Source organism: Streptomyces sp. NBC_01016 (genome assembly GCF_026341035.1).
Taxonomy (GTDB): Bacteria; Actinomycetota; Actinomycetes; order Streptomycetales; family Streptomycetaceae; genus Streptomyces.
In genome coordinates this window covers 82967-108277 of the sequence record NZ_JAPEOQ010000001.1, presented here as the reverse complement: position 1 = coordinate 108277, position 25311 = coordinate 82967, and the positions used below count along the sequence as shown (strand labels likewise).

The window sequence follows — 25311 nt, the reverse complement described above, 5'->3', positions numbered from 1 at the left end:
GATCGACACAGTCCCGCGCCCCTCGGGCGCGCTCTCCACCGGGAGGCGAATCCTCGTGCTCGTACATAGCAAGGCCGGCAAGTGGGCGACCTGGGTCCTCTTCTTCGTCCTCTTCCTGCCCCTCTTCGCCCTGCCGCTCCTCGTCGTCCTCGCCGCGTCCTTCGCCACGAACTGGTCCGGCGCCCTGCCCTCCGGCTTCACCGGCGGCCACTACGAGGCCGCCACCAGCGGCGATTCCCTCACCGCCCTGACCACCAGCCTGGTCACGGCCGTCACCGCGAGCGTCCTCGCGCTGGTCGTCGGCGGGTGGGCCGCGCTCGCCGCCGCCGCACTGAAGAAGCGCGGGCGCCGCGTGATGGACGCCCTGTTCATGCTGCCGGTCGCCGTGCCGTCCGTGGTCGTCGGCCTCGCCGTCCTCGTGGCGTTCAGCCGGCCGCCGATGCTGCTCAATGGCACCCGCTGGATCGTGATCATCGCCCACACGATCCTCGTCACGGCGTTCGCCTACCAGTCCGTCTCGGCCGCCCTCCAGCGCCTCGACCCGGTCTACGAACAGGCCGCGGCCTCCCTCGGCGCCCGCCCCGCGTACGTCCTGTGGAAGGTGAAGCTGCCGCTGCTCCTGCCTTCCCTGAACGCCGCCGCGGGCCTCTGCTTCGCCCTGTCCATGGGCGAGTTGAGCGCCACGATGATGCTCTACCCGCCGGACTGGATGCCGCTCCCGGTGCAGATCTACGCGACCACCGACCGCGGCTCCCTCTTCACCGGCTCCGCGATCGCGGTGGTCCTGATGGCCGCCACCCTGCTCGTCCTGCTGGCCGTCTCGCGGATCCGCACCAAGGCCTCGTACCGCTGAAGCAACGCTGAAGTACCGCTGGACACCCAAAGCCCTTACCCAGCACAGGAGTTCACCACGCCATGCGCAAGAACACGCTCACCACCGTCGCCGCCACCACCGGCTGTCTCGCCCTCGCCGCGACCCTGACCGGCTGCGGCGGCAGCTCCGCCGCCTCCGACGGCAAGGTCGTCACCGTCTACAGCGCCGACGGCCTCAAGGGCGAGAACGGCGACGGCTGGTACGACAAGGTCTTCAAGGACTTCACCAAGAAGACCGGTATCAAGGTCAATTACGTGGAGGGCGGCTCCGGCGAGATGGTGCAGCGCGCCGTCCGCGAGAAGGTCAACACCCAGGCCGACGTCCTCGTCACGCTGCCGCCGTTCATTCAACAGGCAGACAGCAAGGGCCTCTTGGCGAAGTACACGCCCAACGGCTCGGATCAGGTCGACGGCGCCGACAAGGCGGCGAACGGCACCTGGACGTCCGTCGTGAACAACTACTTCGGCTTCGTGCACAACAAGAAGGAGCTGAAGACCCCGCCCACCACGTGGGAGCAGCTCCTCGACGCGAAGTACAAGAACAAGCTCCAGTACTCGACGCCCGGCATCGCGGGCGACGGCACCGCCCTGCTGGTCAAGGCCATGCACGACTTCGGCGGCAAGGCGCAGGCCATGGCCTACCTGAAGAAGCTCCAGGCCAACAACGTCGGCCCGTCCGCCTCCACCGGCAAGCTGGCGCCGAAGGTCGACAAGGGCGAACTCCTCGTCGCCAACGGGGACGTACAGATGAACTACGCCCAGTCCAAGGACATGCCGAACCTCGGCATCTGGTTCCCGAAGAAGGCCGGCGGCAAGCCGACCTCCTTCGCCCTGCCGTACGCGGGCGGCCTCGTGAAGAACGCGCCGCACACCGCCAACGGCAAGAAGCTCCTGGACTTCATGCTCGCCGCTAAGCAGCAGAAGGAGGTCAGCTCCATCGGCGGCGGCTTCTCGCCGCGCGCCGATGTGAAGGCCACCGACGACAACGCCGTCGAACTCGCCAAGATCATGGACGGCGTGCAGATCTTCGAGCCGGACTGGAACGACGTCGCCAAGAATCTCCAGACGTACGTGGACGACTGGAAGACGGCGACCGGCAGCTGACCCGCAGCCGGCCCGGCCGCCGTACGGAATCCGGTGGATCAGACCAGGTCGACGAGGTCCGCGATCGAGTCGACCACCTTGGTCGGCCGGAACGGGAAGCGGTCGATGTCCGAGGTGCTGGTGAGCCCGGTGAGGACGAGATACGTCGTCATCCCGGCCTCAAGGCCCGCGAGCACGTCCGTGTCCATCCGGTCGCCGATCATGGCGCTGGACTCGGAGTGCGCCCCGATGGCGTTGAGCCCGGTCCGCATCATCAGCGGATTCGGCTTCCCGACGAAGTACGGGTCCTTGCCGGTCGCCTTGGTGATCAGCGCCGCCACCGAGCCCGTCGCGGGCAGCACGCCCTCCGTGGAGGGGCCGGTGTTGTCGGGGTTGGTGGCGATGAACCGGGCCCCGCCGTTGATCAGCCGGATCGCCTTGGTGAGCGCCTCGAACGAGTACGTACGGGTCTCGCCGAGGATCACGAAGTCGGGGTCCGAGTCGCTGAGGATGTAGCCCTCCTCGTGCAGCGCCGTCGTCAGACCGGCCTCGCCGATCACGTACGCCGTGCCGTTCGGCCGCTGGCTGTCGACGAACCGGGCGGTCGCGAGGGCGGAGGTCCAGATGTTCTCGACCGGGACCTCCAGGCCGATCCGGTTCAGACGGGCGTGCAGGTCACGGGCCGTGTACATGGAATTGTTCGTCAGCACGAGGAACGGCTTGCCGGAGTCCCGCAGCTTCTTGATGAACGCGTCCGCGCCCGGGATCGGCACCCCCTCGTGCATGAGGACCCCGTCCATGTCGGTCAGCCACGATTGGATGGGCTTGGGCTCTGCCATGTGTGCGGACTCCTCGGCTCAGGATCGACTGACTGCCACCATCGTATTCACCCGTCCCTAGGGCCTGTCTTCAAACTCCCGTCTGCCCGGCGGCGCCTGGCACGCACGCTCGCTGCGTTGCCGAAAAGCCCGAGTAGCTCCGCTACTAGGACTCTCCGGCGCCTTGCGATCGCACGCACCAGACGCCGCCGGGCCGCCCTCCGGGCGACGACGGGAGTTTGAAGACAGGCCCTACAGGCGTGACGTGCCACGGAAGCCTCTCGGGATGCGGAACGCGGCCCGAAGCGTGACCCTGCCTAGAGGAGGTTCACGATGCGTACAGGACTGCTTGCTGTCGGTGTCGCGGGGGCGGCCGTCCTGGTGACCGCACCGGCCACCGCGGCCCAGGCGGCCGACGGCGGCGCGGCGATCACCGTCACCCCGCGGGCCGCGCCCGCGGGCACCGAGGTCGACCTGCGGGTGACCGGCTGCGACGGCGCCACGGGCAGCGCCAGTTCCGCGGCCTTCGTGTCCCCGGCCCGGCTCGCGCCCTCCGCCGACGACCCCACCCTGTTCGCGGAGGCACGCGTGAAGTCCTCCGCCGCGCCCGACGCCTACCCGGTCTCGGTGACCTGCGACGGGGTCGACGGCAAGGTCACCGGCACCCTCCGGGTCCTCGACGGATCCGCCGCCGGCGCGACGCCCAGCCCGTCCCCGACCGCCCCCGTGCACGCGGGCGGCGGCGGCACCGCCGAGCGGCAGGCGCTCGCCGTCCACCGGGCCCCGTCGGCCGCCCCCAGCGAGGGCCCCGGCACCCGGCACGCCCTCATCGGCCTGGGGCTCGCCGCGATCGCCGCCGTCGCCGTGGCCGTCCGCAGCGCGCGCCGCCGCAGGGCGCCCGGTCCGTCGACGAGGCGCTGACCCTGCCATGAGTGACCGGTCGCAGGGGGCCGGGCGGCTCCTCACGGGGGTCGCCTGGGTCGTGCTGCTGCTCGGCCTGTGGCTGTGGGGCCACGGCGCCACCGATCTGAACCTGTCGTCGCCGACGACCGGGGACGCGGCCGCCGTCGGCCGTCCCTCGGACGTCCGTCTGCCGGCCGCCCACGAGCCGGTCGAGGGAGCGGACCCGCGGCGCGTCGACATCGCGGCGCTGCGCATCCAGGCACCTGTCGTGGCCCGCGGCCTGGACGCGGGCGGCGCCATCGACCCGCCGCCGTACGCGCGGGCCGGTGTCGTCGGCTGGTACAGCGACGGGGTGCGGCCGGGGGAGCGCGGCACCTCCCTGTTCGTCGGGCACGTCGACACCGAGCGCAGGCCCGCCGTCTTCTACCACCTCAGCGAGGCCGAGCCCGGCGACACGGTGCGTGTGACGCGGTCCGACGGCTCCGTCGCCGAGTTCACCGTCGACGACGTCCGGGTGTTCTCCCGCGAGAACTTCGACCCGGCCAAGGCGTACGGGCCGCACCGCTCCGAGCGAGCGGAGCTCCGCCTGATCACCTGCGGCGGCAGCTTCGACAAGGCCTCGGGTACGTACTCCGCGAACGTCATCGTGTCCGCGTATCTGTCGGGCCTGAACAGTGCGCCCCAGAAGGCGAGTTGAGTGCGCGAGCCACCTGGTCCGGCCGGCAGCCCACTCCCCCTGGAGCCGCCGGCCGGACTGGTCCTCGACCGCGCGGGCGGCGGGCTGCGGGAGGGCCCGGCCTCTGCACGGGAGGCTGTGATGGTCCGTCGGATCGAACCGGCCGAGGACTGGGGCCACTCATCACGACTTTAGAACGGTTGGGCGGATCGGCACAGAGTGTGGTCGAGGGTTCACGACGAGTCGGGCCGCACCCGGTCGTCGGGCAGGGTGCGGCTGATCACCGAGCACGCGACCTGGTCGAGCGGCAGCCGGTTCGAGCGCGCGTACCGTCGCAGTGCCGTGAACGCGGCGTCCGGCGCGGTCTCCCAGCGCTCGGCGAGCATGCCCTTCGCCTGCTCGATCCGCACCCGGCTGCCGAGCGCCACGCCCAACTGCTCGGTCAGATCCTGGTCGCGGGCGTGCACGCGGTGGTTGTGCAGCCCGGTGGTGGCCGCGTCGGCGAGCACCTGGGCGATCGCGAACTCGCCCTGGCTCGCCGACTCTTCCGTCTGGAAGACGGCGAGCGCCCCCTTCAGGTCTGCGGCCCCGCGCAGCGGAACCGCGTAGGCGCAGGCGATGCCGCGACGGCGGGCGATCGCCGTGAACGCGGGCCAGCGCGCCGCGCTCTTCACGGAGCCCAGGTTCACGGGGGCCACCGCCCGGCCGGTGCGCAGGGTGTCGTGCGCCGGGCTCACAGGGCTGTCCGGGGCCACCAACTCCCGCACGACGTCACGCCGTTCACGCCGGTGGCTTGCCGGGGTGGGGCAGTACGGTCGGGCGAGGAGCACACCCGCGCCCAGGGCGCCGAGCAGATCCACGCAGTGGTCGGTCAGGCGGCGCAGATAGCGCGGCGGGTCAAAGGCGTCACGGAAGATCTCCGCGTACTCCAGAAGGGCAACTGCCAGGCGCAGTTCACTCGTCTCACTGGACAAGTCACGCCCCCTTTCACCCCGCGTATCGGAGTGTTCCTGGTCGCGCCTACCCGGGCCGCGCACGCTGTAACAGGTCCTTGACAAGCGGCGTACGCGCTCGTGGCACGACAGGGGCGTATGCCAGGATTGAGAGCCAGACAGTGCACCCAAGGGGGAGTGGATGTACCGGAAACTGAGGGCTGGAGCGGTCGCCGTGGGGGCGGTGCTGCTCGTGTCGGCCTGTTCATCCGGCGGCGGGGACAACAACGAGGGGGACGAGTCGACGGGGCCTGTGAAGCAGCAGCCCAAGGGCGCCGACCCGTTCTGGGTCAACCCCGACAGCAAGGCGGCGAAGGCCGTCGCGACTCTCGCGAAGGACGGCAAGGACGACGCGGCCGCGAAGGTCCGCAAGATCGCCGAACAGCCCAGCGGGGAATGGCTGTTGCCGGAGAACGCGACGGAGCAGGCGCGCGGTTACACCGAGGCCGCCCAGAAGGCGAACCGGGACGCGCTGCTGGTCGTCTACAACATCCCGCACCGCGACTGCGGCCAGTACTCGGGCGGCGGCGCGGCGGACGGCAACGCGTACCGGGAGTTCATCGACCAGGTCGCCGCGGGCATCGAGGACCGCCCCGCGACGGTGATCCTGGAGCCCGACGCGGTGCAGCACATGGTGGACAACTGCACGCCGGAGCAGTTCCACGAGGAGCGCTACGACCTGCTCAAGGGCGCCATCGCGAAGTTCAAGTCCCTGAAGGACACGAAGGTCTACCTCGACGCGGGCAACGCGGGCTGGGGCAAGCCCGACCAGATCTACGAGCCGCTGAAGTGGTCGGGCATCGACCAGGCCGACGGCTTCTCGGTCAACGTGTCGAACTTCTACACCACCGCGGAGTCGGTCAAGTACGGCAAGGAGCTCTCGGCGAAGGTCGGGAACAAGCCGTTCGTGGTCGACACCAGCCGCAACGGCAACGGGCCGTACACGGGCGGCGCCGCGGACGAGCGCTGGTGCAACCCGCCGGGCCGCGCCCTCGGTGAGGAACCGACCACCAAGACCGGCGACCCCCAGGTGAAGGCCTACCTGTGGGTCAAACGCCCGGGCGAATCCGACGGCACCTGCAAGGGCGGCCCGAAGGCGGGCGAATGGTGGGGTGAATACGCCGAGAAGCTGGCGGATGGGTAGCCCCTGCGGCGATTGAGCAGCGGGGTCCGGGGCGGAGCCCCGAGTCGTGTGCGACGACGACCTCGGACCTCCGCCCCACGCCAACCGGCTAGGGCACGTGAACCCACTGCGCCTTGCTCGGCGTCCCCTCGTCATCCGTGACGAACAGCATGTACCACCCCGACTCCACCAGCGACCGACTCTTCGGCACCGTCACCGAAACCGAGTCGGCCGACTTCTTGAGGTCGAGCGCGATGGACGTCTGGTCCACATCCGTCACATGCGTCGAGGCGCTGGGCCGGATCAGCCGGGCCGTCTTGATGGACGAGGCGTGCTCCGTCTTGTACGTCGCCGAACCGCCGCGCCGGATCGTCTTCTCGCCGCCCTCCAGGGTCGGCCGCGAGTCCCGGTACAGATACGGCGGCGTGTACATCTCGATGCGCTGCTCGAACGTGCCGGGCTTGGTGTTGGCCTTGTCGGCGTAGAGCGAGTCCGAGCCGAAGAACAGCACGCGCCCGTCGGGCAGGAGCAGCGAGCCCGAGTGGTAGTTGCGGCCCACGTGCGGGTCGGCGACCTGCTTGAACGTGTTCTTCTTCGTGTCGTACAGCCGGGCCTGGAGGATGTTGGTGTCGCCGCGCCCGCGGTAGTCCTCCGAGCCGCCGGAGACGAGGACCGAGTCGTCGGGCAGGATCGAGGCCTGCGGATAACGCGTGCCCTTCTCCAGCGTCGGACCGTCCACGAACTTCGGGCTCGGGTCCTTCAGATCGACGAGCCGGGTCTTCTTGCTGGACAGCTTGGACTCGCCGACGCCACCGCCGCCGATCACCATGTACTTCTGGTCCTGCGCGGGCGGCAGTTCGACGGTATTGGCCGTCTCCAGACGGTCGGGGTCCGAAAGCCCGGGAATCTTCTGGAACTTATTGGTCGTCAGGTCCCAAACGCCGGGCTTGCGGCCGACGTTGTCGGGCCCGTATCCGGCATTCGCGCCCGAGTAGAAGATCTTCCCGTTCTCCATCTGGAACAACGCCGGATAGGTCGGGAACTGGCGGACGTCCTTCAGGTACGTCCACTTCTTCGTCTTCGGGTCGTACACCTCGTTCTTGCCCGGCACCAGCTGCCCGATCTCGTCGAGCCCGGACACGGAGAGGACCTTGCCGTCGGAGAGCGTGGTCAGCGTCGGGTACCAGCGCGCCTCGTTCATCGGGTCGACCTTGATGTACTTCTCGGCGACCGGGTCGAACTCGTAACTGTCCCTGATCCCCTGGAAGTCCTTCTTGTCCAGGGCGAGCTTCTGCGCGATGCCGTACACGTTGCGCGCTTCCTGGCCGGTCAGACCCTGCACCCGGTAGTTGTCCTGGGTGCCGGTCTCGTACTTGGCGCCGCTGCGCTGCGCCTCCACGTACACCCGGCCGAGGCCCGGCTCATTGCGCAGGAACCGGCCGGTCGCCTTGTCGAAGACCTTCTTGGCGCGCTCGACCGTGATGTTGTCCTTGGCGACGAACGACTTGCCGTTCTCCTTGCCGGTGAAGACCGTGCCCGCCTTGATGGTCTTGGGCGCGTCCGGGTCCTCGTTGTGCACGATCATCAGGCCGCCGGCCTTGGTGACGTCACCCTTCAGCTTCTCGTAGCGCTTGGTGCCGCCCGCGATCAGTAGATTCCCGTTCGCCAGCTGCGTATGTCCCGTGCAGAACAGGTCCGTTGGCGTGGGAATCTTCTTGATGGACTTCTTCACCGGGTCGTAGAGCCGGGTGTCGAACTTCTTCGCGTCGAAGTTCTTCTGGTTGTTCCCCGACCCGGCGACGAGCAGGATCTTCCCGGTGTGCAACAGCGCCGCGTGAATCGTGTTCAGGCGCATGTTCTGGGGGAAATCGATGACGTCCCAGTGCCCGTTCTCGGCCTTGTACTCCGGTTTGTTGATCTTGTACTCGTGATACTTGGCCGATCCGAAGCGGTACAGCCAGGGTCCGTTCATCCCGGCCAGCGCCAGGACCACCACCGTGCCGATGACTATGCGCCGGGCACGGCGGCGGCTCGCACCGTCTTTCACTTGTTATGTCCCCCCAGGGAAATCTGCGTGGTCTGGTCCTTGCCCCAGTTGACCACGTCACTCCTGCCGCTCGGCTGCGCGGCCCAACTCGGCTTGTGCTGGGGCGCGGTGTGCGCCCGCGGCGCGGGAGCCGGCTGCTCGGGACGCTCCGGCTGCGGGGCCTGCGCGGGAGGCTTCGGCTTCTTCTTGTCCTGGCGGAGCATGTAGCGCCACGCGAACATCGGGGCCGCGGTGATCAGCAGGGCGAAGCAGGCCCACGTGATCATCGCCGGGTGGGAGTGGCCGAAGTAGAAGCCCGCGCCGATCGAGCCGCCGAAGATGAGGATGAAGTACCAGTGGTAGCGGAAGGTCCCGAACCAGCGGTCGGGGCTTGCCGAATCGCCCTTGGGGGTCACCACGAACTTGCTCTTGCGGCGCAGCACGGCGTCGAAGAGCGCCTTCGCGTACAGCGGCGCCGACAGCGCGGACATCACCATGCCGGCCACACCGCCGGAGCCCTCCGGCTCGTGCGGCGAGACGTTGTGCCGGCGGTTCCAGATGTAGAGGCCGATCTGCAGCGCCGACGCGTTGCCGTACAGCATCAGCCAGATCGTCGGGTCGATGTTCACACCCGAGGCGCCGAGACCCAGGAACAGCGCACAACTCAGCGCCGCCAGGATCCAGTTCATGGCCGCCATCGGGTAGAAGATGATCATCATCGTGTAGTTGAAGAGCTTGCTCGGCGGGAGCGTGAAGAAGCCCTTCCAGTACTGCTTGAGGATCGTCTCGTAGGTACCGCGCGACCAGCGCATCTGCTGGGTGAAGAAGTCCGTCCAGGCGCTGGGGCCCTCGCCGACCGCGAGCACGTCCGGCGTGTACACGGAGCGCCACTTCTTGCCGGTGGAGGGGTTGCGGTGCCGGTGGATCTCGAAGCCGGTCGCCATGTCCTCCGTGATGGAGTCGTACAGGCCGCCGATCTGCTTGAGCGCGCTGATGCGTACGGCGTTGGACGTGCCGACGAACATGGGTGAGCCGTAGCGGTTGCCCGCACGCTGGATCAGCGCGTGGAAGAGGAACTGCTGCGACTCGGCGGCCTTGGTGATGAAGTTGTCGTAGTTGCCGTAGACCTGAGGGCCGATCACGAAGCCCACGTCGGGGTCGCGGAAGAAGCCGAGCATCCGCTCCAGGTAGTTGGGCATCGGCACGTGGTCGGTGTCGACGGAGGCGAAGAAGTCGTAGTCCGAGCCGTGCGCGTCCAGCCAGGCGTTGTAGTTGCCGTGCTTGGTCTTGGCGCGGTGCGGGCCCTTCGGCTGGTTCCACTTCGCGACGCCCTTGCGGGAGAAGTGGTGCACGCCGAGCCGCTCGCAGACCTCCTTGACCTCCGGGTCGTCGCCCTCGTCGAGCAGCCAGACGTGCAGCAGGCCCCGGTGGCGCAGCTTCACTGCCGCCTCCAGGGTCTTCGTCACCATCTCGAGCGGCTCCTTGCCGGGCACGAACGAGGTGAGGAACGCGACGCGCGTGCCGGTCTCCGGAACGACCGGGATCGGGTCGCGGGCGACCAGTGTCGCGTGCGCGTTCGACAGCACGTTCATGCAGCGGAAGAACTCGATGAGCCCGATGGACACCAGCATCACGATGTCGAGTGCGGGCAGGAAGTCGTAGGCGGGGTAGTCCCGTTCGGTCCAGTGCGTGGGCTGCATCAGCCAGAACAGCAGGACCAGGGAGAGCAGCGGGGCCGCGCCCAGCATCAGCGCGGCCCGGATCCTGTGCGGTTCCTGTGAGAGCAGTGAGCGGTAGCGCACCTTGTACGGCTGGTTCGGATCGGGCTGGGTCAGTGGCCCGGCGAGCCGGCTGTAGTGCTCGTAGTCGTAGCGCGGCAACGATTTTCTGATGCGCCGGAAACCGCCAGTGCGGTGCGGTGGCACTCGCAGCTGGGTCGTCTCGGACGGGTCGAATTCCGGCCGGGCGCCCGTCGGCGTCGACGTCATGAGTCATCCCCCCGCACGCGTCACCGCGTGTTCGTCGGTCCTGCGCCCGGGAACGGGCCCCCTGACCGTGCCCCCGGACGTATCACTGGCGGGCCACCGTCCCACCCTTACCTAAGACTGGAACGACGGCCTTCCGGTTGCATGATGCCCCCCTCGACATCGGTTCATGAGCGGGGCCCCCTCCCCGCGCGCTCGGCAACCGGCTCGGGCCCGGTGTGACACGGTGCCCATTTCAACTGCCTTGTACCGTAAGCATCTTGGGAGCCAATGGCTCCATGACAGAGTGCTGTCACCCGGTTCATGATCGCAAGGCCGATACGCCGTGAAACGTGCCGTTTACGCCTCGGACCCCCAGCCACGCCTGGCGATTGCGGGTGGGCGGGGGCCAACGACGAAGGCCCCCCGCAATCGCGGAGGGCCTTCGGTTTGTGCGCCATCAGGGACTCGAACCCCGGACACGCGGATTAAGAGTCCGCTGCTCTAACCAACTGAGCTAATGGCGCCGGTCGACCTGCATAACTTTACCCGACCCCCTTGGGTGCTTCTGACCACTCGACACGCCGGGGGAGTGGGTGAAATCTGGTGGTTTCAATCATTTGGACCGTCAACATGCGATTTGTCATGAGAGTTGAGACGCTTCCTGCGTGCGGAATCGAGGCTCTTTATTCCAAAGTCCGGCACCGGAGTGTGAGGGGAATCGCATGGAGCGGATGGAGCACGGGGACACGGCGGAGCCGATGGGCGCCCCGGTCTTCGAGGACGTCGACCCGGCCGAGGACTGCGACTGCGCGGGCTGCGCCGAGTGGCGGCGCGCGGTGCCGCACCCGGTGCGCACCAAGGTGGGCGCCCGCCACGCCCTCGTCCTCGCCGCCGCCGCGGGCACCGTCATCGGCGGCCTCCAGACCACTCCGGCGGCCGCGGCCGAACACCACGAGGCCAGACCACTGACCCCGCCCCCCGGCGACGGGGTCGACACGGCGCCGCAGGGTGGGACCGGACCGCTGCACGGAGCGCCCGCCCCGGCCGCCGGCTCCGTTTCGATGGTCCAGTCCACGACCCTGCGCAAGACCTCCCGGGCCGCGATCCTCGACCGCGCCAGGAAGTGGGTCGAGGCCAAGGTCCCGTACAACATGAACAAGTACTGGAAGGACGGCTACCGCCAGGACTGCTCCGGCTTCGTCTCCATGGCGTGGGGCCTGCCCGGCAACGAGTGGACCGGGAGCCTCGCCCAGTACGGCACCCGGATCACCAAGTCGCAGCTGCAGCCCGGAGACATGCTGCTCTTCCACAACCCGGCCGACCCGGAAAAGGGCTCGCACGTCACGATCTTCGGCGGCTGGACGGACGCGTCCCACACCCGGTACATCGCATACGAGCAGACCAAGCCCGGCACGCGGGTGCAGTCCACCCCGTACGCGTACTGGAGCCACTCGAGCAGCTACGTCGCGTTCCGGTACAGGGCCGTCACGGACGGCAGTTCAGGGTCGAGCGCGTCGTCGACGAAGTTCCCCGGCGCCAAGTACTTCGGCCCCGGCAAGAACAACGCGCACGTGACACGGCTCGGCAAGATGCTCGTCGAGCGGGGCGGCAAGCGGTTCTACAAGGTCGGTCCTGGACCGCGGTGGAGCGAGGCCGACCGTAAGGCCACGCGCGCGTTCCAGCGTGCGCAGGGCTGGCGCGGCGCGGCGGCCGACGGCATCCCGGGCCCCACGACCTGGGCGTATCTGACGACGGGGCAAGGCCGGAGCATTCCGTCCGCCGGCAGCGGCGGCGCCGAGCGGGCCCCGTCCTCCTCCGGCTTCCCCGGCAAGGCGAAGTTCCGCCCCGGCGCGGAGAACTCCGACGTCACGCGGCTCGGCAAGCAGCTCGTGAAGAAAGGATTCGGCAAGTTCTACCGCCAGGGCCCCGGGCCGCGCTGGAGCGAGGCGGACCGGCGCAATGTCGAGGCCTTCCAGCGGGCCCAGGGCTGGCGGGGCAAGGCGGCCGACGGCTACCCGGGCCCCGAGACCTGGCGTCGGCTGTTCTCATGACGCGCAACGCGGAGGGTTCCATGAGCGAAACCGACGGAGGGGCGCGCGCCGCGCGGCTCATCCGCAACGAGTCCACCACCGAGATCCCGGTCCACCTTCTCTTCCGCGACGACCCGGACCCGGTGGCCGTGCCGCTGCGGCCCGCGGTGGTCACCAAGGCCCAGGTCGAGCGCGCGAACGCGACGGCCCCGGGCCGGACACCCCGGCCCGCCCCGGCCCGCACCCCGAGCCGGCCCGCACCCTCCGTCGACCCCGACCTGGAGGAGCGGGCCGGGCGAGCGCTGCCCGGCGTCTTCGGGTTGTTCGGCGGGGCGGTGGGCGCGGCGGGGGCCGGGGCCACGCTCGGCTGGGCCGGGGTGCTGCCCCGGATCATGACCGACCTCGCGGGCCTCGACGGATACGCGGGCGCCGGGTTCGGGCCCGCGCAGTGGGCGGCGCTCGCCGGGTCCGGCGCGCTCGCCCTGTTCGGCGTCGGCGGGCTCGCGCGCGGGCGGAACGGCGGGGCCTGGGTGCTCACGCGCTTCGGCCGGTACCGGGGGAGCGTGCGCAGGGCGGGGCTGCTGTGGCTTAACCCGCTGCTCGTGCGCCGCCGGGTCGACGTGCGGCTGCGGCACTGGCGCAGCGAGCCGATGCCGGCGGTCGACACCAATGGCGAGGCGCTGCGCGTCGTCGTGCTCGTCGCCTGGCGGATCAAGGACACGGCGCGGGCGACGCTCGGGACCGAGGACCACGAGACGTATCTGCGCGAGTGCGTGGAGGCGGGCCTCGCGCGCGTGCTGTCCCGGCTGCCCGCCGTGGTCGGCGACCGGGACGCGCCGGTGCTGCGCAACGCGGAGGCCCTGGGCGATCTGCTCACCCGGCGCCTCGCCGAGGACGCGGAACCGGTCGGCATCGAGGTGTTCTCGGCGCAGCCCACGCGGATCGAGTACGAGCCGGAGGTGGCCGCCGCGATGCGGCGCCGCCGGATCGCGGCACTCGACGCGCGGCGCCGGGACACCGTCCTCACCACGGTCGTGGACTCGGTGGAGGACACCGTGACGCGGCTGACCGCGCGGGGTCTCGTGGATCTCGACGACTACGAGCGCAAGTTGCTCGTGAAGGACCTGACGGTCGCGTTCTACACAGGTCGAGGAGAGTGACGCCCTGGGGCCTGTCTGAGGGGTGACCGGAAGGGGTCGTGCCGGGAATTGCGATTGGTCTGGACATGCTCAACTCCCGGTTCTACATTGTGCGTTGCGTTGGTCTAGACCTGAACTATCGCTGTGCGCACGGCTTCCGGCACTCCCAACACCCCCCAGGAGCGGCAGCATGCGAAAAACCTCGAAGCGTACGAAGGCGTACGCGGCCCTGCTCGGCCTGACGACCGCTGGGGCGTTCGCGCTCTCCGCGGGCGGCGCCAGCGGTCACGGCTACACCGACCTGCCCGTCAGCAGGCAGAAGCTGTGCGCCAACGGCGGTGTCAGCGGCTGCGGCAGCATCCAGTGGGAGCCGCAGAGCGTCGAGGGCCCGAAGGGCTTCCCGGCGGCCGGTCCCGCCGACGGCAAGCTCTGTTCGGCAGGGAACGGCGGCTTCAGCGCGCTCGACGCCGCCAAGCAGCCGAACGGGAATGCCTGGCCGACCACAAAGGTGACGGGTGGTCAAAGTCAGACCTTCCGCTGGCAGTTCACCGCGCGGCACTCCACCGCGGACTTCCGCTACTACATCACCAAGGACGGCTGGGACCAGAGCAAGCCGCTGACCCGGTCCTCCCTCCAGACCGCGCCGTTCCTCACGGTCCCGTACAGCGGCCAGCCGCCGGCGACGCTCTCGCACTCCGGCACGTTGCCCTCCGGGAAGTCGGGCCACCACGTGATCCTCGCGGTGTGGAACGTCGCGGACACGGGGAACGCCTTCTACGCGTGCTCGGACGTCACGTTCTGAGCCCGTGGCCCCGGTGCGCCGCCCCACGGCGCGCCGGGGTTCACCGGCACCCGTGGTGCATGCCTCGGGGCTCCGCCCCGGACCCCGCTCCTCAAACGCCGGAGGGGCTGGATTGGCGTCGCCGCTCTCCACATCTGACGGAACGTCAATTATGGTTCGCCGCCATGGGATCCATGACGATGCGCACCTTCGCGGAACTCATCCAGGAGCGCTGGGGCGACCACAGGCCCGGACTCGCGTACGAGGACCAGGTGCTCAGCCATCACCAGGTCGCGGCCGGAGCGGCGGCCCGCGCCGCGCTCCTCGGTGAGCTGCTGCCGCGGGCGGCGGACCCCCACATCGGCCTGCTCCTCGACAACACCCCCGAATTCCCCCAGTGGCTGGGCGCCGCCGCGCTCTCCGGCGCCGCCGTCGCCGGCCTCAACCCGACCCGGCGCGGCGCCGAACTCGCCCGCGACATCACGCACACCGAGTGCCGCGTCCTGGTCACCGAGCGGGCCCACCTCCCGCTGCTCGACGGCCTCGACCTGCCGGGCATCCGGATCCTGGTGACCGACACCGGCGCGTACGAGGAGCTGCTCACGCCGTACGAAGGGGTCAAGCCGGAGGCCGACGACCGGGTCGGCCCCGACACCCGCATGCTGCTCTACTTCACCTCCGGGTCGACCGGGGCCCCGAAGGCGGCGCTGTGCACGCAGGGGCGGCTCGCGGCGGCGGGGCAGTCCCTGGTGTCGAACTTCGGGGTCCGCGCGGACGACGTGCACTACATCTGCATGCCGCTCTTCCACGGCAACGCGGTCATCGCGGACTGGGCGCCGGCCGTCGCGGCGGGCGCGGGGGTCGCGCTGCGCCGCCGCTTCTCGGCGTCCCAGTTCCTGGGCGACGTACGCCGATTCGGCGCCACGTATTTCACCTACGTGGGCCGGGCCGTCCAGTACATCCTGGCCACCGATGAACGCCCCGACGACCGGGACAATCCCCTCCGGGTCGGTTTCGGTACGGAGGCGGGGGCCGTGGACGCGGCGCGGTTCGAGGAGCGGTTCGGGGTGCGGCTCGTCGAGGGGTACGGGTCATCGGAGGGCGGCGCCGCGGTGCAGCGCACGGCCGACACCCCGGCGGGCGCGATCGGCCTGGCGGCCCCCGGCAGCGACCTCGCGGTGCTCGACCCGGAGACGAAGGCGGAGTGCCCGCCGGCGCGCTTCGACGAGGGCGGGCGCCTCCTCAACGGGGAGTCGGCGATAGGGGAGCTGGTGAACCGTGGCCGCTCACCCTTCGAGGGCTACTGGCGCAACGACGCCGCGTATGCCGAACGCGTCCGGGAGCACGGCTGGTACTGGACCGGCGACCACTTCTACCGGGACGCCGACGGGTACCTGTACTTCGCCGGGCGCGGCGACGACAAGATCCGCGTCGACAGCGAGAACCTCGCCCCGGCCATGATCGAGAACATCCTCGCCCGCTGGCCGGACGCGGCGGCCGTCGCGGTCTACGGGGTGCCGGACCCGGTGGCCGGGGACCAGGTGATGGCGACGGTCGCGCTCCGCGAGGGCCGCACGTTCTCCCCGGTGGCCTTCGGTACCTTCCTCGCCTCCCAGCCCGACCTCGGTACGAAGATGACCCCTCGCTTCCTCCGGGTGGTGGACCGTATGCCGGTCACCGCGACGAACAAGGTCCGACGCGGGGAGCTGCGCCGCGAGGGCTTCTGGAGCGGCGGCGACCTCTGGTGGCGGCCCCCGGGCTCCGCCACCCACCGCCCCCTGACCTGCGAGGACGGCACGGACCTGGCGACGGAGTACCGGGAGCGCGGCCGCGAGTCCCTGATCGCCCCCACGTGACACCAGCGCCTCCGGTGGTCAAAAGCACCCCCTGGGGCCAGGTAGTATTTACCTCGTCAACCGGCGCCATTAGCTCAGTTGGTTAGAGCAGCGGACTCTTAATCCGCGTGTCCGGGGTTCGAGTCCCTGATGGCGCACAAGACGCAAGGCCCCTCGCAGCAGCGAGGGGCCTTTGTCGTGGGTTTCTGCTGCCGGTGTCAGATCGCCAAGGACAGGAGGACCGGCGCGGCCTCCTTGTTCAACTGTTCCGCCGCGTCGTGCAAACGGTGCGCGTGCTCGACCGGGAGCGAGAGCGCCAGGCATCCGACGGACGCGCCCGCCGTGATGGGAACCGCGGCGCACACCGTGCCCACCGCGTACTCCTGGAGGTCGAGGACCGGAACCGTCGCCGGCTGGGACGCGAGGCGGGACAGCAGCACCTTCTCGTTGGTGATCGTGCGCGAGGTGAGCCGGGCCATCTTGTGGCGGGACAGATGATCCCGCCGCCCGTTCATGTCGAGCTGGCCGAGGAGGCTCTTGCCGATGGCGCTCGCGTGCGCAGAGACACGGAAGTCCACCCACTCGTTGACCGCGGGCGTCCCGGGCCCCGTCGCCACCTGCGTGATCCGGATCTCCCCGTCGACGTAACGGCTCATGTAGACCGCCGCGCCCACGTCGTCGCGCAGCCGGTCGAGGGTCCGCTGGAGCTTCGCGGTGAGCGCGGCCGCCTGGCCGTCCGCGGCTCCGAGCCTGGTCAGGGTCTCGCCGGTGGTGTACGCCCCGTCGGCGCCCTGCTGGACGTAACCCTCCCTGCGCAGCATGCGCAGCAGGATCGTCAGCTGGTCGGCAGGCAGTCCGGTGACGCGCGCCAGCTCCGTATCGGTCACGCCCACGCCTCGGTGTGCGACGGTCTCCAGCACGCGCAACGCGTGCTGCACCGCCTCGTGCGGCTGGTGCGGGGACGCACCTTGCTCGTGCTTCAGCGCCACGGTTCTTCCCCCTGCATGGACCGGTTCCGGACAGCTGGGCTTCGTCCACGATAGCCGCCAACACCCCCTTTGGGGGCGGTGGTTGGGGAGATTGGTGGCGCGTTCCGTGCCTCTCAGCAGGAACGCGCCACCCTGGCATATGCCAAAGTCATGCACCACTCGGTAGGTGGCTGGTCACAGCACGGCGCTGAGGAACTCCTGGGTGCGCTCGTGCTCCGGCTCGCTGAAAATCTTCTCCGGCGAACCGGACTCGATGATGCGACCCGAGTCGAACATCAGGACCTGGTCCGAGATGTCCCGGGCGAAGGTCATCTCGTGGGTCACGCACAGCATGGTGATGTCCGTGGTGCGCGCGATGTCCCGCAGGACGTCGAGGACACCGGCGACCAGCTCCGGGTCGAGCGCCGACGTGACCTCGTCCAGGAGCAGCACCTGCGGGCGCATCGCAAGCGCGCGGGCGATCGCCACACGCTGCTGCTGGCCGCCGGAGAGCTGCGAGGGGTACGCGTCGACGCGGTCGCCGAGGCCGACCATGTCGAGCAGCTCCTTGGCCCGCTGCTCCGCCTCGTCCTTGGACAGGCCGAGCACGTTGACCGGCGCCTCGGTGATGTTGCGCAGCACGTTCATGTTCGGGAACAGGTTGAACTGCTGGAAGACCATCCCGATGTTCTTGCGGATCTCGCGGATGTGCTTCTCGCCGGCCGAGACGAGCTTGCCGTCCTTCTGCTCGTGCGTGAGGAACTCGCCGCCCACCTTGATGGTGCCCTCGTCGGGCTTCATCAGCGTCATCAGCAGACGCAGGATCGTGGTCTTGCCGGATCCGGACGGGCCGATCAGCGTGACGTGCTTGCCGGAGTCGACGGAGAAGTCCAGGTTGTCCAGGACGGTGTTGCTGCCGAACCGCTTGGTGACCTTGTCGAAGCGGATGAGCTCGCTGCCGTCGACGGCAGGATTGGGAATTTCCTGGGAAGTGCTGCTGTCAGCGGACAAGACGACGCTCCAAGACTCGCAGAAGAAGAGAAGCCGGGTAGGCGATGACGATGAAGGCGACACCGACGATGCTGATGGCCTCGTAGGTGAAGGTGGTCTGGCTGAAGCCCTGGGCCTCGCCCAGCATGTCAAGGGCGCCGATCGCCATGATCTGCGGCGACTCCTTCAGCATGACGATCACGTAGTTGCCGAGCGCGGGAATCACGCGGCGGACGGCCTGCGGCAGGATCACCGCGCGCCAGGTGCGGCCCTTGGACAGGCTGAGCGCCGTGGCGGCCTCCCACTGGCCGACGGGCACGCCCTCGATGCCGGCCCGGTAGACCTCGGACGTGTACGTCGAGTAGTGCAGGCCGAGCCCGACGATGCCGGTGACCAGCGGGGACATCGAGATGCCCCAGGAGGGAACGACGTAGAAGAGGAAGAACAGCTGCACCAGGAGCGGGGTGTTCCGGATGAATTCGGTGACCGCCGTCACCGGCCAGCTGACCCACTTCGTCTTCGAGCGCTGGGCGATCGCCCACACCAGGCCGAGGGCGAAGGCGATGACCGCACCACCGACGAGCGCCTGGAGCGTGACGAGTACGCCGTCCCAGAACTGCGGCATGAAGTCCGCGACGTTGGACCAGTCCCAGTTCACTTGGCACCTCCGGCACCGGTGACGGCGTCGATCGTCGACTTGGAGCGCATACCGCCGAGGAGCACGCGCAGGCCGCCCTTCTCGGGCGCCTGGCCGACTCGGCTCTTGGCGTGCCGCTCAAGCAGGCGCATGAGGCGGGTGAAGATGAAGGCGAACACGAAGTACAGGACGAGCAGCAGCGTGTAGACCGGCGCGCTGTCGCCGGAGACGAGCCGCTTGAGGTTGCCCGCGAACGTCATGTCGGCCACCGCGATGAGGGAGACCAGCGAGGTTCCCTTGAGCAGCTCGATCAGCAGGTTGTTGAACGGCGGGATCATCTCCGGCCAGGCCTGCGGGAGTTCGATGCGGCGCAGGCGCTGGGTGCGCGTGAAGTTGAGGGCGATGCCTGCCTCGCGCTGGGCGGGCGGCACCGCGGCGAGTGCGCCGCGCACGATCTCCGAACCGTAGGCGCCGTAGGTGATGCTGAGCGCCAGGATGCCCGCGAACATGGGCTCGAAGTTGATGTGGAACAGCATCGGCACGGTGTACGCGATCCAGAACATGAAGACCAGCGAGGACGTGCTGCGGAAGATCTCGAAGTACGCCCCGGACAGGAAGCGCACGAACCACACATTGGACGTGCGCAGGACGCCGATGATGAACGCGATGACGAAGGCGATGATCGCGCTGAGGACCGTGACCTCGAGCGTGATCCAGATGCCCGGCAGGAACCAGTTCTCGAAGAACTTCGCGGACATCATGAGGCGGCTCCCTTGACAGGGGGGCAGAGTTTCTCGACCGTGAGGTCGGTCATCTCCTTCTTCGTGAAACCGAAGGGCGCCATGATGCGCAGGAGTTCACCGCTGGCCTTGAGCTTGTGCAGCTCTTTGTTGAACGCGTCGCGCAGGTTCTTCTCCGACTTCCGGAACGCGAATCCGCCCGCTCCGTAGACCGGCTTTCCGTCCACGTAGGGCTGGAAGGGCTCGACGGCCTCGACCCCGCTCTTGCCCTTGATCACCGTGCGGACCGTGACGGCCGTGCCGGCGAAGGCATCGACCCTGCCCTGGCGCACGGCGTCGAGCCCGGCGACCTGGTCGGGCAGGATCAGCATGTCCTTGATGCCCAAGGCCTTGGCGGTATCGATCTCCGCGTAGGCCGTGCCCGTCGCGAACTTCAGCTTCTTGTCCGCGATTTCCTTGTACGTCTTGATGCCGTGCGGGTTTCCCTTGCGCACGATGAACGAGTCGGGCATCAGGTAGTCGGGATCGGAGAACAGCACCTGTTCGCAGCGAACCGGATTGATGTACATGCCCGCCGACACCACGTCGAACTGCTGCGCCTGGGTCAGCCCGGGAATCAGCGCGCTGAACTGCGTCGGCACCGCCTTCACCTTGGGCACACCGAGGCGCGGGAAAATCACCTTGGCGATCGCCGGCGCCTCTCCGGTGACCTCGCCGTTCTCGTCGATGTATCCGAACGGGACCTCACCCGCCACACCGATCTTGACCTCTCCGGCGTCGCGCAGCCGGTCCAGCAGATCCCCGCCCTCGACCTTCCCCTCCTCCGGCACTCGGCTACAGGCCGCGGTACCGAACACACCCAGCGCCGCCGCCCCCGCACCGTAGAGCAGGGAGCGGCGGCGGACTGGTCTGGCGATGAATCCCTCATTGTTACCAAGTGGTGGAGCCATGGCGCGCCATTACCCGAAGCCCCGGGAGATATGCCTATCGTTTTCGGCCCTTGATAAAGCCGAGATCTGAATTCATAAGCAATACGTCCATGTCCTAACTTCACGCGATTCACGCCGTGTTGGGACTGGAGTGACTCGCCACTTCCGCCTCGTAGAGCGTGTGCGCGGTCCGGAGTACGAGATCGTCCCTGTGCCGCGCCGCCACGATCTGGAGCCCGACCGGCAGACCGCCCTTGTCGAGCCCCACGGGCACGGAAGCGGCGGGCTGTTGGGTCAGGTTGAAGGGGTACGTGAACGGGGTCCAGCCCGTCCATCGCCGCAGGCCGGAGCCGCGTGGAACCTCAACTCCGGCCTCGAAGGCGGTGATCGGCACCGTCGGCGTCACCAGCAGGTCGTACGTCGAGTGGAAGGCGCCCATCCGCCGCCCGAGCGCCATCCGTGCGTCGACCGCCGCCAGATAGTCGAGCGCGCTGTACCGCGCGCCCCGGGTGCATATCTCCCGCAGCCCCGGGTCGAGCAACTGCCGCTTGGACGCCGGGAGATGCTGCACCACTCGCGCCGCGCCGCTGAACCACAGCGTGTGGAACGCCTCCACCGGATCGGTGAAGTCCGGATCCACCTCCTCGACGTACGCGCCGAGTTCGGCGAGCCGCGTCACCGCCGCGCGCACCGCCGCGGCGACGTCGGGCCGCACTGCCACCTGTCCGCCGAGCGTCGGCGAGTACGCGACACGCAGCCCGCGCACCCCGCCGTGCAGCGCGTCCCGGAAGCCGCCGGACGGCGGTCCCGAGGCCGACCAGTCCCGCGGGTCGGGGCCCGAGATCACATCCATCATGAGCGCCGCGTCGGCCGCCGTACGGGCCAGCGGCCCCACGTGCGCCAGCGTTCCGAACGCCGACGACGGGTACAGCGGCACCCGCCCGTACGTCGGCTTGAGGCCGAAGATCCCGCAGAAGGCGGCGGGTATGCGCACCGAACCCCCGCCGTCCGTGCCGAGCGACAGCGGCCCCGCGCCCACCGCGACCGCCGCCGCGCTCCCGCCGCTCGAACCACCCGCCGTACGCGAGGTGTCGTACGGATTGCGGGTCGCGCCCGACAGCGGCGAATCGGTCACGCCCTTCCAGCCGAACTCGGGCGTCGTCGTCTTGCCGACGAGGACCGCGCCCTGCTCGCGCAGCCGGGCCACCGACGGCGAGTCCTCGTCCCAACTGCCCTGCTCCGAAACGGTCTTCGAGCCGCGCAGCGTGGGCGCGCCCCGCTGCAACAGGATGTCCTTCACCGACACGGGCACCCCGTCGAGCAGGCCCATCGGTTCGCCCTCGCGCCACCGTCGCGCGCTCGCCTCCGCCCGGGCGAGGGCACCCTCCGCGTCGACACGCACGAACGCGTTCAGCGCGGGATCGGTCTCCTCGATCCTGGCGAGCACGGCGCGGGTCGCGTCGACCGGGCTGAACTCTCCCTTGCGATATCCCTCGATGAGGTCCTGCGCGGTCAGTCCGATGAGCACGCTCGTCATCCGCCCTCCAGCACCAGCGATACGTTGCCGGGGACCTACCCAGGATCACCTCGTCAGGCACGGACATCGCGGGGAAACCGTCCGGCAATGAAGATCCGCTTTCCTGGGCGCGAGAAGTCGGGAACAGCCACCAATTTCACGAACAACGGAAAGTTCGAAGGCACCTGCCGACATGCGCGGATTGACCCCGCAGGCACCGGAACCTACCGTCGACAACAGAGGACACCACTAGGGTTCCTGCACCTTGTTTCGCGCTGTGTCGCTGTCCCGACGTCCCGGCGGTTCGCCGGCTCAAGCACCACCCCGGCATTGAATCAGTCAGCTGAACATGGGGCCTGCTCATGGACGTCTCATTCCTGGGGGGACCGAAACCGCAGCGCGGCGTGGGCGTCGTCGCCCCGTTCGACTTCGCTCTCGACCGCGAGCTGTGGCGTTGGGTACCCGACCACGTATCCCTCCACCTCACCCGTACTCCCTACGTGCCCGTCGAGGTCGGCCTCGACCTGGCGCGCCTGGTCAGCGAGCACGAAACGCTCGGTGAAGCGGTCCGTGCGCTCGGTGCCACCGGGCCGGAAGTCCTCGCGTACGCCTGCGCCTCCGGCAGCTTCGTCGGCGGTCTCGCGGGGGAGCGGGCGATGTGCACGGCGATGCGGCGGGCCGGGGAGCTGCCCGCCGTGACCACATCGGGGGCCCTGCTCCAGGCCCTGTCCGAACTGGGCGCGCGGCGCATCGCCCTCGTGACGCCCTATACGCGATCGGTCACCGAATCGCTCGAGGAGTATCTGTCGGAGGCCGGCATCACGGTCACGGGCCGGGCCTACCTCGGTCTGACCCGGCACATCTGGAAGGTGCCCTACCGGGACGTGGCGGCGATGGCCAGGGAAGCGGGGAGCTCCGGGGCCGACGCGCTCTTCATCAGCTGCACCAACCTGCCGACGTACGACGTCATCCCGCAGCTGGAGGCGGAGCTGCGGATTCCGGTGATCTCGGCCAATCAAGTCACGATGTGGGCAGCCCTCGCCCGGCTGGGTACACGTGCGGTGGGGCCGTACCAGGCGCTGCTGGATCCGGCGGCGCGGGTGTGGCCCCCGGCGGACGTGCCGGAGGCGCTGCCTCCGGAGGATCTGCCGAGGGAACGGTCGAAGGAACAGGAAGGGTGGGCATAGCGCATGACCTCGCTGGGATTTCTCTACCCCGGACACTCCGCGGAGGACGACTACCCGCGCATCGAGATGCTGATCGACAGCGATGTGCGGCTGCCTGTCGTCCACACCGACATCGGAGAGGACGCGCACCGTGTCGACGCGCTGCTGAAGATGGGCGCGCCGGACCGCCTCGCCGCGGGGGTCGAGGAACTGCGGCTCTCCGGCGCGGAGGCGGTGGTCTGGGCGTGCACGTCCGGGAGCTTCGTCTTCGGCTGGGACGGCGCGCACGAGCAGGTGCGTGGGCTCGCGAGGGCGGCGGGGCTGCCCGCTTCCAGTACGTCCTTCGCCTTCGCGCACGCGTTGCGGGAGGTGCGGGCGCGGCGGGTGGCGGTCGCCGCGACCTATCCGGAGGACGTCGCGGACCATTTCGCTACGTTCCTCAAGGCTGCCGGGGCGGAGGTCCTGGCCGTCCGGGGGAGCGGGATCATCACGGCGGCCGAGGTGGGGACGTGGGGGTGGGACGAGGTGCGTGCGATGGCTCTTGCCGGTGATCATCCGGACGCGGATGCGGTGCTTTTGCCCGACACGGCGTTGCACACGGCGGCGTACGTCCGTGACCTGGAGTCCGAGCTCGGCAAGCCGGTCCTCACGGCGAACCAGGTCTCCGTCTGGGAGGCGCTGCGACTGGTGGACCGGCGGGTCAACGCGCCGGCCCTGGGCGCGCTCTTCACGAAGGAGCCGGTGGTGCAGGTGTGAGTGGGGCGGGTGGGGTGGGTGGCGGCCCCTCGGGCCCACGCCACGGGGCTCCGCCCCGGACCCCGCGCCTCAAACGCCGGCGGGGCTTGATTTGCTCGGGGCTTGATGGTGCCGTTGCCGCCTTGGGCAATCTGCCGCCTTGGGCGGCAGGGTGGGCAAGGCGGCGCCCCGGTGCGGCGCGACAGTTAAGCGGGGTCCGGCCACGGTGCCGGGAATAAAGCGGAGTAGGCCTCCGTTACGTCGGGGTCAAGCCATATACCCCGTACGTACGCAGGAGGACCCGTGATCCGCGGCGCAGCCCAGGGCACTGCCCCGACCCCCCTCTCCGTCCTGGATCTGGTCACCGTGGGGGCCGGCCGCACGGCCACCGATGCCCTCCGTACCAGCGTCGACATCGCCCGGCTCGCGGAGAACCGTGGGTACCACCGGTACTGGGTCGCCGAGCACCACTCCATGCCCGGCGTAGCCTCCAGCAGCCCCGCCGTGATCCTGGCCCACCTGGCCGCCCACACGGACCGCATCCGCCTCGGCTCCGGCGGCGTCATGCTCCCGAACCACGCCCCGCTCGTGATCGCGGAGCAGTTCGGCACGCTGGAGGCCATGGCCCCGGGCCGCGTCGACCTCGGCCTCGGCCGCGCCCCGGGTACGGACGGCGCGACCGCCGCCGCCCTGCGCCGCTCGGACCGCCTCAACGAAGGCGCCGACGACTTCCCGCAGCAGCTCGTCGAGCTCACCCGCTTCCTCGACGACGACTTCCCCGACGGCCACCCGTACTCCCGCATCCACGCCGTCCCCGGCCCGGTCCAGGCCACGTCCCCCGGCGGCGTACAGGACCCGAACCGCCCGCCGGTCTGGCTCCTCGGCTCCTCCGGCTTCAGCGCCCGCCTGGCCGCGACGCTCGGCCTCCCGTTCGCCTTCGCGCACCACTTCTCGGCGCAGAACACGATCCCGGCGCTCGACCTGTACCGCGAGAACTTCCGCCCGTCCGAGACCCTCTCCGAGCCCTACGCCCTCATCGGCGTATCGGCGCTCGCGACGGACGACGACGGCACGGAGGCCCGCCGCCAGGTGCTCGCCGCCGCCCTCAACATGGTCCGTCTCCGCACCGGCCGCCCAGGCCTCGTGCCGACGCCCGAGGAGGCGGAGGCGTACCAGTTCAACGAGATGGAGCGGGACTTCGTCCAGTCCTGGAACTCCAACGTCATCCACGGCACCCCCGACGAGGTCCGCTCCGGCCTCGACGAGCTGCAAAAGCGCACGGGCGCCGACGAGTTGATGCTCACGGCCAACGCCCACGGCGGCGACGTACGCCTGCGTTCCTACGAACTCATCGCGGACGCCTACGAGTTGCCGCGCGCCTGAA

Annotated in this window: 22 protein-coding genes and 2 tRNA genes; 13 read left to right on the top strand and 11 right to left on the bottom strand. The window is 69.4% G+C overall.

Annotated elements, in window-relative coordinates; genetic code table 11:
* Positions 1-55: 55 nt before the first annotated feature.
* Both OG746_RS00655 and OG746_RS00650 read left to right on the top strand, forming a co-directional pair.
* Positions 56-853 (top strand): ABC transporter permease, encoded by a 798-nt coding sequence (locus OG746_RS00655; RefSeq protein ID WP_266710702.1) that lies wholly within the window; start codon positions 56-58, stop codon positions 851-853.
* Between the two features lie 62 nt (positions 854-915).
* Positions 916-1977 carry a 2-aminoethylphosphonate ABC transporter substrate-binding protein gene (locus tag OG746_RS00650; protein ID WP_266710700.1) on the top strand — a complete coding sequence of 354 codons (1062 nt, stop codon included), beginning with the start codon at positions 916-918 and terminating at the stop codon, positions 1975-1977.
* Positions 1978-2015: 38 nt separating this feature from the next.
* On the opposite strand, the gene OG746_RS00645 is transcribed toward OG746_RS00650, so the two are convergent.
* Positions 2016-2795: an HAD-IIA family hydrolase gene (locus OG746_RS00645; protein ID WP_266710698.1), complete on the bottom strand. Its 780-nt coding sequence runs from the start codon at positions 2793-2795 to the stop codon at positions 2016-2018.
* A gap of 312 nt (positions 2796-3107) precedes the next feature.
* Between OG746_RS00645 and OG746_RS00640 the strand changes: the two genes are divergently transcribed.
* The gene (locus OG746_RS00640) at positions 3108-3695 is read left to right on the top strand and encodes a hypothetical protein (RefSeq protein WP_266710696.1); all 588 of its coding nucleotides are present in this window, start codon (positions 3108-3110) and stop codon (positions 3693-3695) included.
* Between the two features lie 7 nt (positions 3696-3702).
* Positions 3703-4374 (top strand): class F sortase, encoded by a 672-nt coding sequence (locus OG746_RS00635; RefSeq protein ID WP_266710695.1) that lies wholly within the window; start codon positions 3703-3705, stop codon positions 4372-4374.
* 212 nt (positions 4375-4586) lie between these two features.
* On the opposite strand, the gene OG746_RS00630 is transcribed toward OG746_RS00635, so the two are convergent.
* The gene (locus OG746_RS00630) at positions 4587-5327 is read right to left on the bottom strand and encodes a GAF and ANTAR domain-containing protein (protein WP_266710693.1); all 741 of its coding nucleotides are present in this window, start codon (positions 5325-5327) and stop codon (positions 4587-4589) included.
* A gap of 160 nt (positions 5328-5487) precedes the next feature.
* Here OG746_RS00630 and OG746_RS00625 point away from each other — a divergent pair, with 160 nt between their 5' ends.
* Positions 5488-6489 (top strand): glycoside hydrolase family 6 protein, encoded by a 1002-nt coding sequence (locus tag OG746_RS00625; protein ID WP_266710691.1) that lies wholly within the window; start codon positions 5488-5490, stop codon positions 6487-6489.
* Positions 6490-6577: 88 nt separating this feature from the next.
* Here the strand turns inward: OG746_RS00625 and glxA are convergent, their stop codons facing one another.
* The 3 genes from glxA to OG746_RS00610 form a co-directional block, all read right to left on the bottom strand.
* Positions 6578-8515 (bottom strand): radical copper oxidase GlxA, encoded by a 1938-nt coding sequence (gene glxA / locus OG746_RS00620; RefSeq protein ID WP_266710689.1) that lies wholly within the window; start codon positions 8513-8515, stop codon positions 6578-6580.
* Complete coding sequence (locus OG746_RS00615; RefSeq protein WP_266710687.1) at positions 8512-10482, bottom strand: glycosyltransferase family 2 protein; 1971 nt, start codon at positions 10480-10482, stop codon at positions 8512-8514. The genes glxA and OG746_RS00615 overlap by 4 nt, the downstream gene beginning before the upstream one ends.
* A 429-nt stretch (positions 10483-10911) precedes the next feature.
* A tRNA-Lys gene (locus OG746_RS00610) sits at positions 10912-10985 on the bottom strand.
* A gap of 234 nt (positions 10986-11219) precedes the next feature.
* On the opposite strand from OG746_RS00610, the gene OG746_RS00605 reads away from it, so the two are divergent.
* The 5 genes from OG746_RS00605 to OG746_RS00585 all read left to right on the top strand — a co-directional run bounded on the left by OG746_RS00605 (position 11220) and on the right by OG746_RS00585 (position 16404).
* Entirely contained in the window at positions 11220-12512 is a 1293-nt protein-coding gene (locus OG746_RS00605) for a peptidoglycan-binding protein (protein WP_266718627.1), read from the top strand.
* Positions 12513-12532: 20 nt separating this feature from the next.
* On the top strand, positions 12533-13651 hold the full coding sequence (locus tag OG746_RS00600) for an SPFH domain-containing protein (RefSeq protein WP_266710685.1): 1119 nt from the start codon (positions 12533-12535) through the stop codon (positions 13649-13651).
* Positions 13652-13820: 169 nt separating this feature from the next.
* Positions 13821-14432, top strand: a complete 612-nt coding sequence (locus OG746_RS00595; protein WP_266710683.1) for a lytic polysaccharide monooxygenase auxiliary activity family 9 protein — start codon at positions 13821-13823, stop codon at positions 14430-14432.
* 164 nt (positions 14433-14596) lie between these two features.
* Positions 14597-16267 (top strand): AMP-binding protein, encoded by a 1671-nt coding sequence (locus tag OG746_RS00590; protein ID WP_266710681.1) that lies wholly within the window; start codon positions 14597-14599, stop codon positions 16265-16267.
* 63 nt (positions 16268-16330) lie between these two features.
* Positions 16331-16404 (top strand) — tRNA-Lys (locus OG746_RS00585).
* A gap of 60 nt (positions 16405-16464) precedes the next feature.
* On the opposite strand, the gene OG746_RS00580 is transcribed toward OG746_RS00585, so the two are convergent.
* The 6 genes from OG746_RS00580 to OG746_RS00555 all read right to left on the bottom strand — a co-directional run bounded on the left by OG746_RS00580 (position 16465) and on the right by OG746_RS00555 (position 22047).
* Positions 16465-17235 (bottom strand): IclR family transcriptional regulator, encoded by a 771-nt coding sequence (locus tag OG746_RS00580; RefSeq protein ID WP_266710679.1) that lies wholly within the window; start codon positions 17233-17235, stop codon positions 16465-16467.
* Positions 17236-17409: 174 nt separating this feature from the next.
* Positions 17410-18225, bottom strand: coding sequence for an ectoine/hydroxyectoine ABC transporter ATP-binding protein EhuA (gene ehuA, locus OG746_RS00575; RefSeq protein ID WP_266710677.1), 816 nt, complete (start codon positions 18223-18225; stop codon positions 17410-17412).
* Positions 18215-18862 carry an ectoine/hydroxyectoine ABC transporter permease subunit EhuD gene (gene ehuD, locus OG746_RS00570; protein ID WP_266710675.1) on the bottom strand — a complete coding sequence of 216 codons (648 nt, stop codon included), beginning with the start codon at positions 18860-18862 and terminating at the stop codon, positions 18215-18217. Before ehuD ends, ehuA begins: the two co-directional genes overlap by 11 nt.
* Positions 18859-19602 carry an ectoine/hydroxyectoine ABC transporter permease subunit EhuC gene (gene ehuC / locus OG746_RS00565; protein ID WP_266710674.1) on the bottom strand — a complete coding sequence of 248 codons (744 nt, stop codon included), beginning with the start codon at positions 19600-19602 and terminating at the stop codon, positions 18859-18861. The genes ehuD and ehuC overlap by 4 nt, the downstream gene beginning before the upstream one ends.
* Positions 19599-20531: an ectoine/hydroxyectoine ABC transporter substrate-binding protein EhuB gene (gene ehuB, locus OG746_RS00560; protein WP_266710672.1), complete on the bottom strand. Its 933-nt coding sequence runs from the start codon at positions 20529-20531 to the stop codon at positions 19599-19601. The genes ehuC and ehuB overlap by 4 nt, the downstream gene beginning before the upstream one ends.
* A 109-nt stretch (positions 20532-20640) precedes the next feature.
* Entirely contained in the window at positions 20641-22047 is a 1407-nt protein-coding gene (locus OG746_RS00555) for an amidase (RefSeq protein WP_266710670.1), read from the bottom strand.
* Between the two features lie 341 nt (positions 22048-22388).
* Here OG746_RS00555 and OG746_RS00550 point away from each other — a divergent pair, with 341 nt between their 5' ends.
* From OG746_RS00550 to OG746_RS00540, 3 genes are all read left to right on the top strand, one after another.
* On the top strand, positions 22389-23213 hold the full coding sequence (locus OG746_RS00550; protein WP_266710668.1) for a maleate cis-trans isomerase family protein: 825 nt from the start codon (positions 22389-22391) through the stop codon (positions 23211-23213).
* 3 nt (positions 23214-23216) lie between these two features.
* Positions 23217-23948, top strand: coding sequence for a maleate cis-trans isomerase family protein (locus OG746_RS00545; protein WP_266710666.1), 732 nt, complete (start codon positions 23217-23219; stop codon positions 23946-23948).
* Between the two features lie 282 nt (positions 23949-24230).
* Positions 24231-25310 carry an LLM class flavin-dependent oxidoreductase gene (locus OG746_RS00540; RefSeq protein ID WP_266710664.1) on the top strand — a complete coding sequence of 360 codons (1080 nt, stop codon included), beginning with the start codon at positions 24231-24233 and terminating at the stop codon, positions 25308-25310.
* Position 25311 lies beyond the last annotated feature (1 nt).

What these genes read in the sequence shown, in the direction of transcription:
- OG746_RS00650 (WP_266710700.1), top strand. Translation starts at nt 916, where the DNA reads ATGCGCAAGAACACGCTCACCACCGTCGCCGCCACCACCGGCTGTCTC.
- OG746_RS00645 (WP_266710698.1), bottom strand. Translation starts at nt 2,795, where the DNA reads ATGGCAGAGCCCAAGCCCATCCAATCGTGGCTGACCGACATGGACGGG.
- OG746_RS00640 (WP_266710696.1), top strand. Translation starts at nt 3,108, where the DNA reads ATGCGTACAGGACTGCTTGCTGTCGGTGTCGCGGGGGCGGCCGTCCTG.
- OG746_RS00635 (WP_266710695.1), top strand. Translation starts at nt 3,703, where the DNA reads ATGAGTGACCGGTCGCAGGGGGCCGGGCGGCTCCTCACGGGGGTCGCC.
- OG746_RS00625 (WP_266710691.1), top strand. Translation starts at nt 5,488, where the DNA reads ATGTACCGGAAACTGAGGGCTGGAGCGGTCGCCGTGGGGGCGGTGCTG.
- OG746_RS00615 (WP_266710687.1), bottom strand. Translation starts at nt 10,482, where the DNA reads ATGACGTCGACGCCGACGGGCGCCCGGCCGGAATTCGACCCGTCCGAG.
- OG746_RS00605 (WP_266718627.1), top strand. Translation starts at nt 11,220, where the DNA reads ATGGGCGCCCCGGTCTTCGAGGACGTCGACCCGGCCGAGGACTGCGAC.
- OG746_RS00600 (WP_266710685.1), top strand. Translation starts at nt 12,533, where the DNA reads ATGAGCGAAACCGACGGAGGGGCGCGCGCCGCGCGGCTCATCCGCAAC.
- OG746_RS00595 (WP_266710683.1), top strand. Translation starts at nt 13,821, where the DNA reads ATGCGAAAAACCTCGAAGCGTACGAAGGCGTACGCGGCCCTGCTCGGC.
- OG746_RS00590 (WP_266710681.1), top strand. Translation starts at nt 14,597, where the DNA reads ATGGGATCCATGACGATGCGCACCTTCGCGGAACTCATCCAGGAGCGC.
- ehuC (WP_266710674.1), bottom strand. Translation starts at nt 19,602, where the DNA reads ATGATGTCCGCGAAGTTCTTCGAGAACTGGTTCCTGCCGGGCATCTGG.
- ehuB (WP_266710672.1), bottom strand. Translation starts at nt 20,531, where the DNA reads ATGGCTCCACCACTTGGTAACAATGAGGGATTCATCGCCAGACCAGTC.
- OG746_RS00555 (WP_266710670.1), bottom strand. Translation starts at nt 22,047, where the DNA reads ATGACGAGCGTGCTCATCGGACTGACCGCGCAGGACCTCATCGAGGGA.
- OG746_RS00550 (WP_266710668.1), top strand. Translation starts at nt 22,389, where the DNA reads ATGGACGTCTCATTCCTGGGGGGACCGAAACCGCAGCGCGGCGTGGGC.
- OG746_RS00545 (WP_266710666.1), top strand. Translation starts at nt 23,217, where the DNA reads ATGACCTCGCTGGGATTTCTCTACCCCGGACACTCCGCGGAGGACGAC.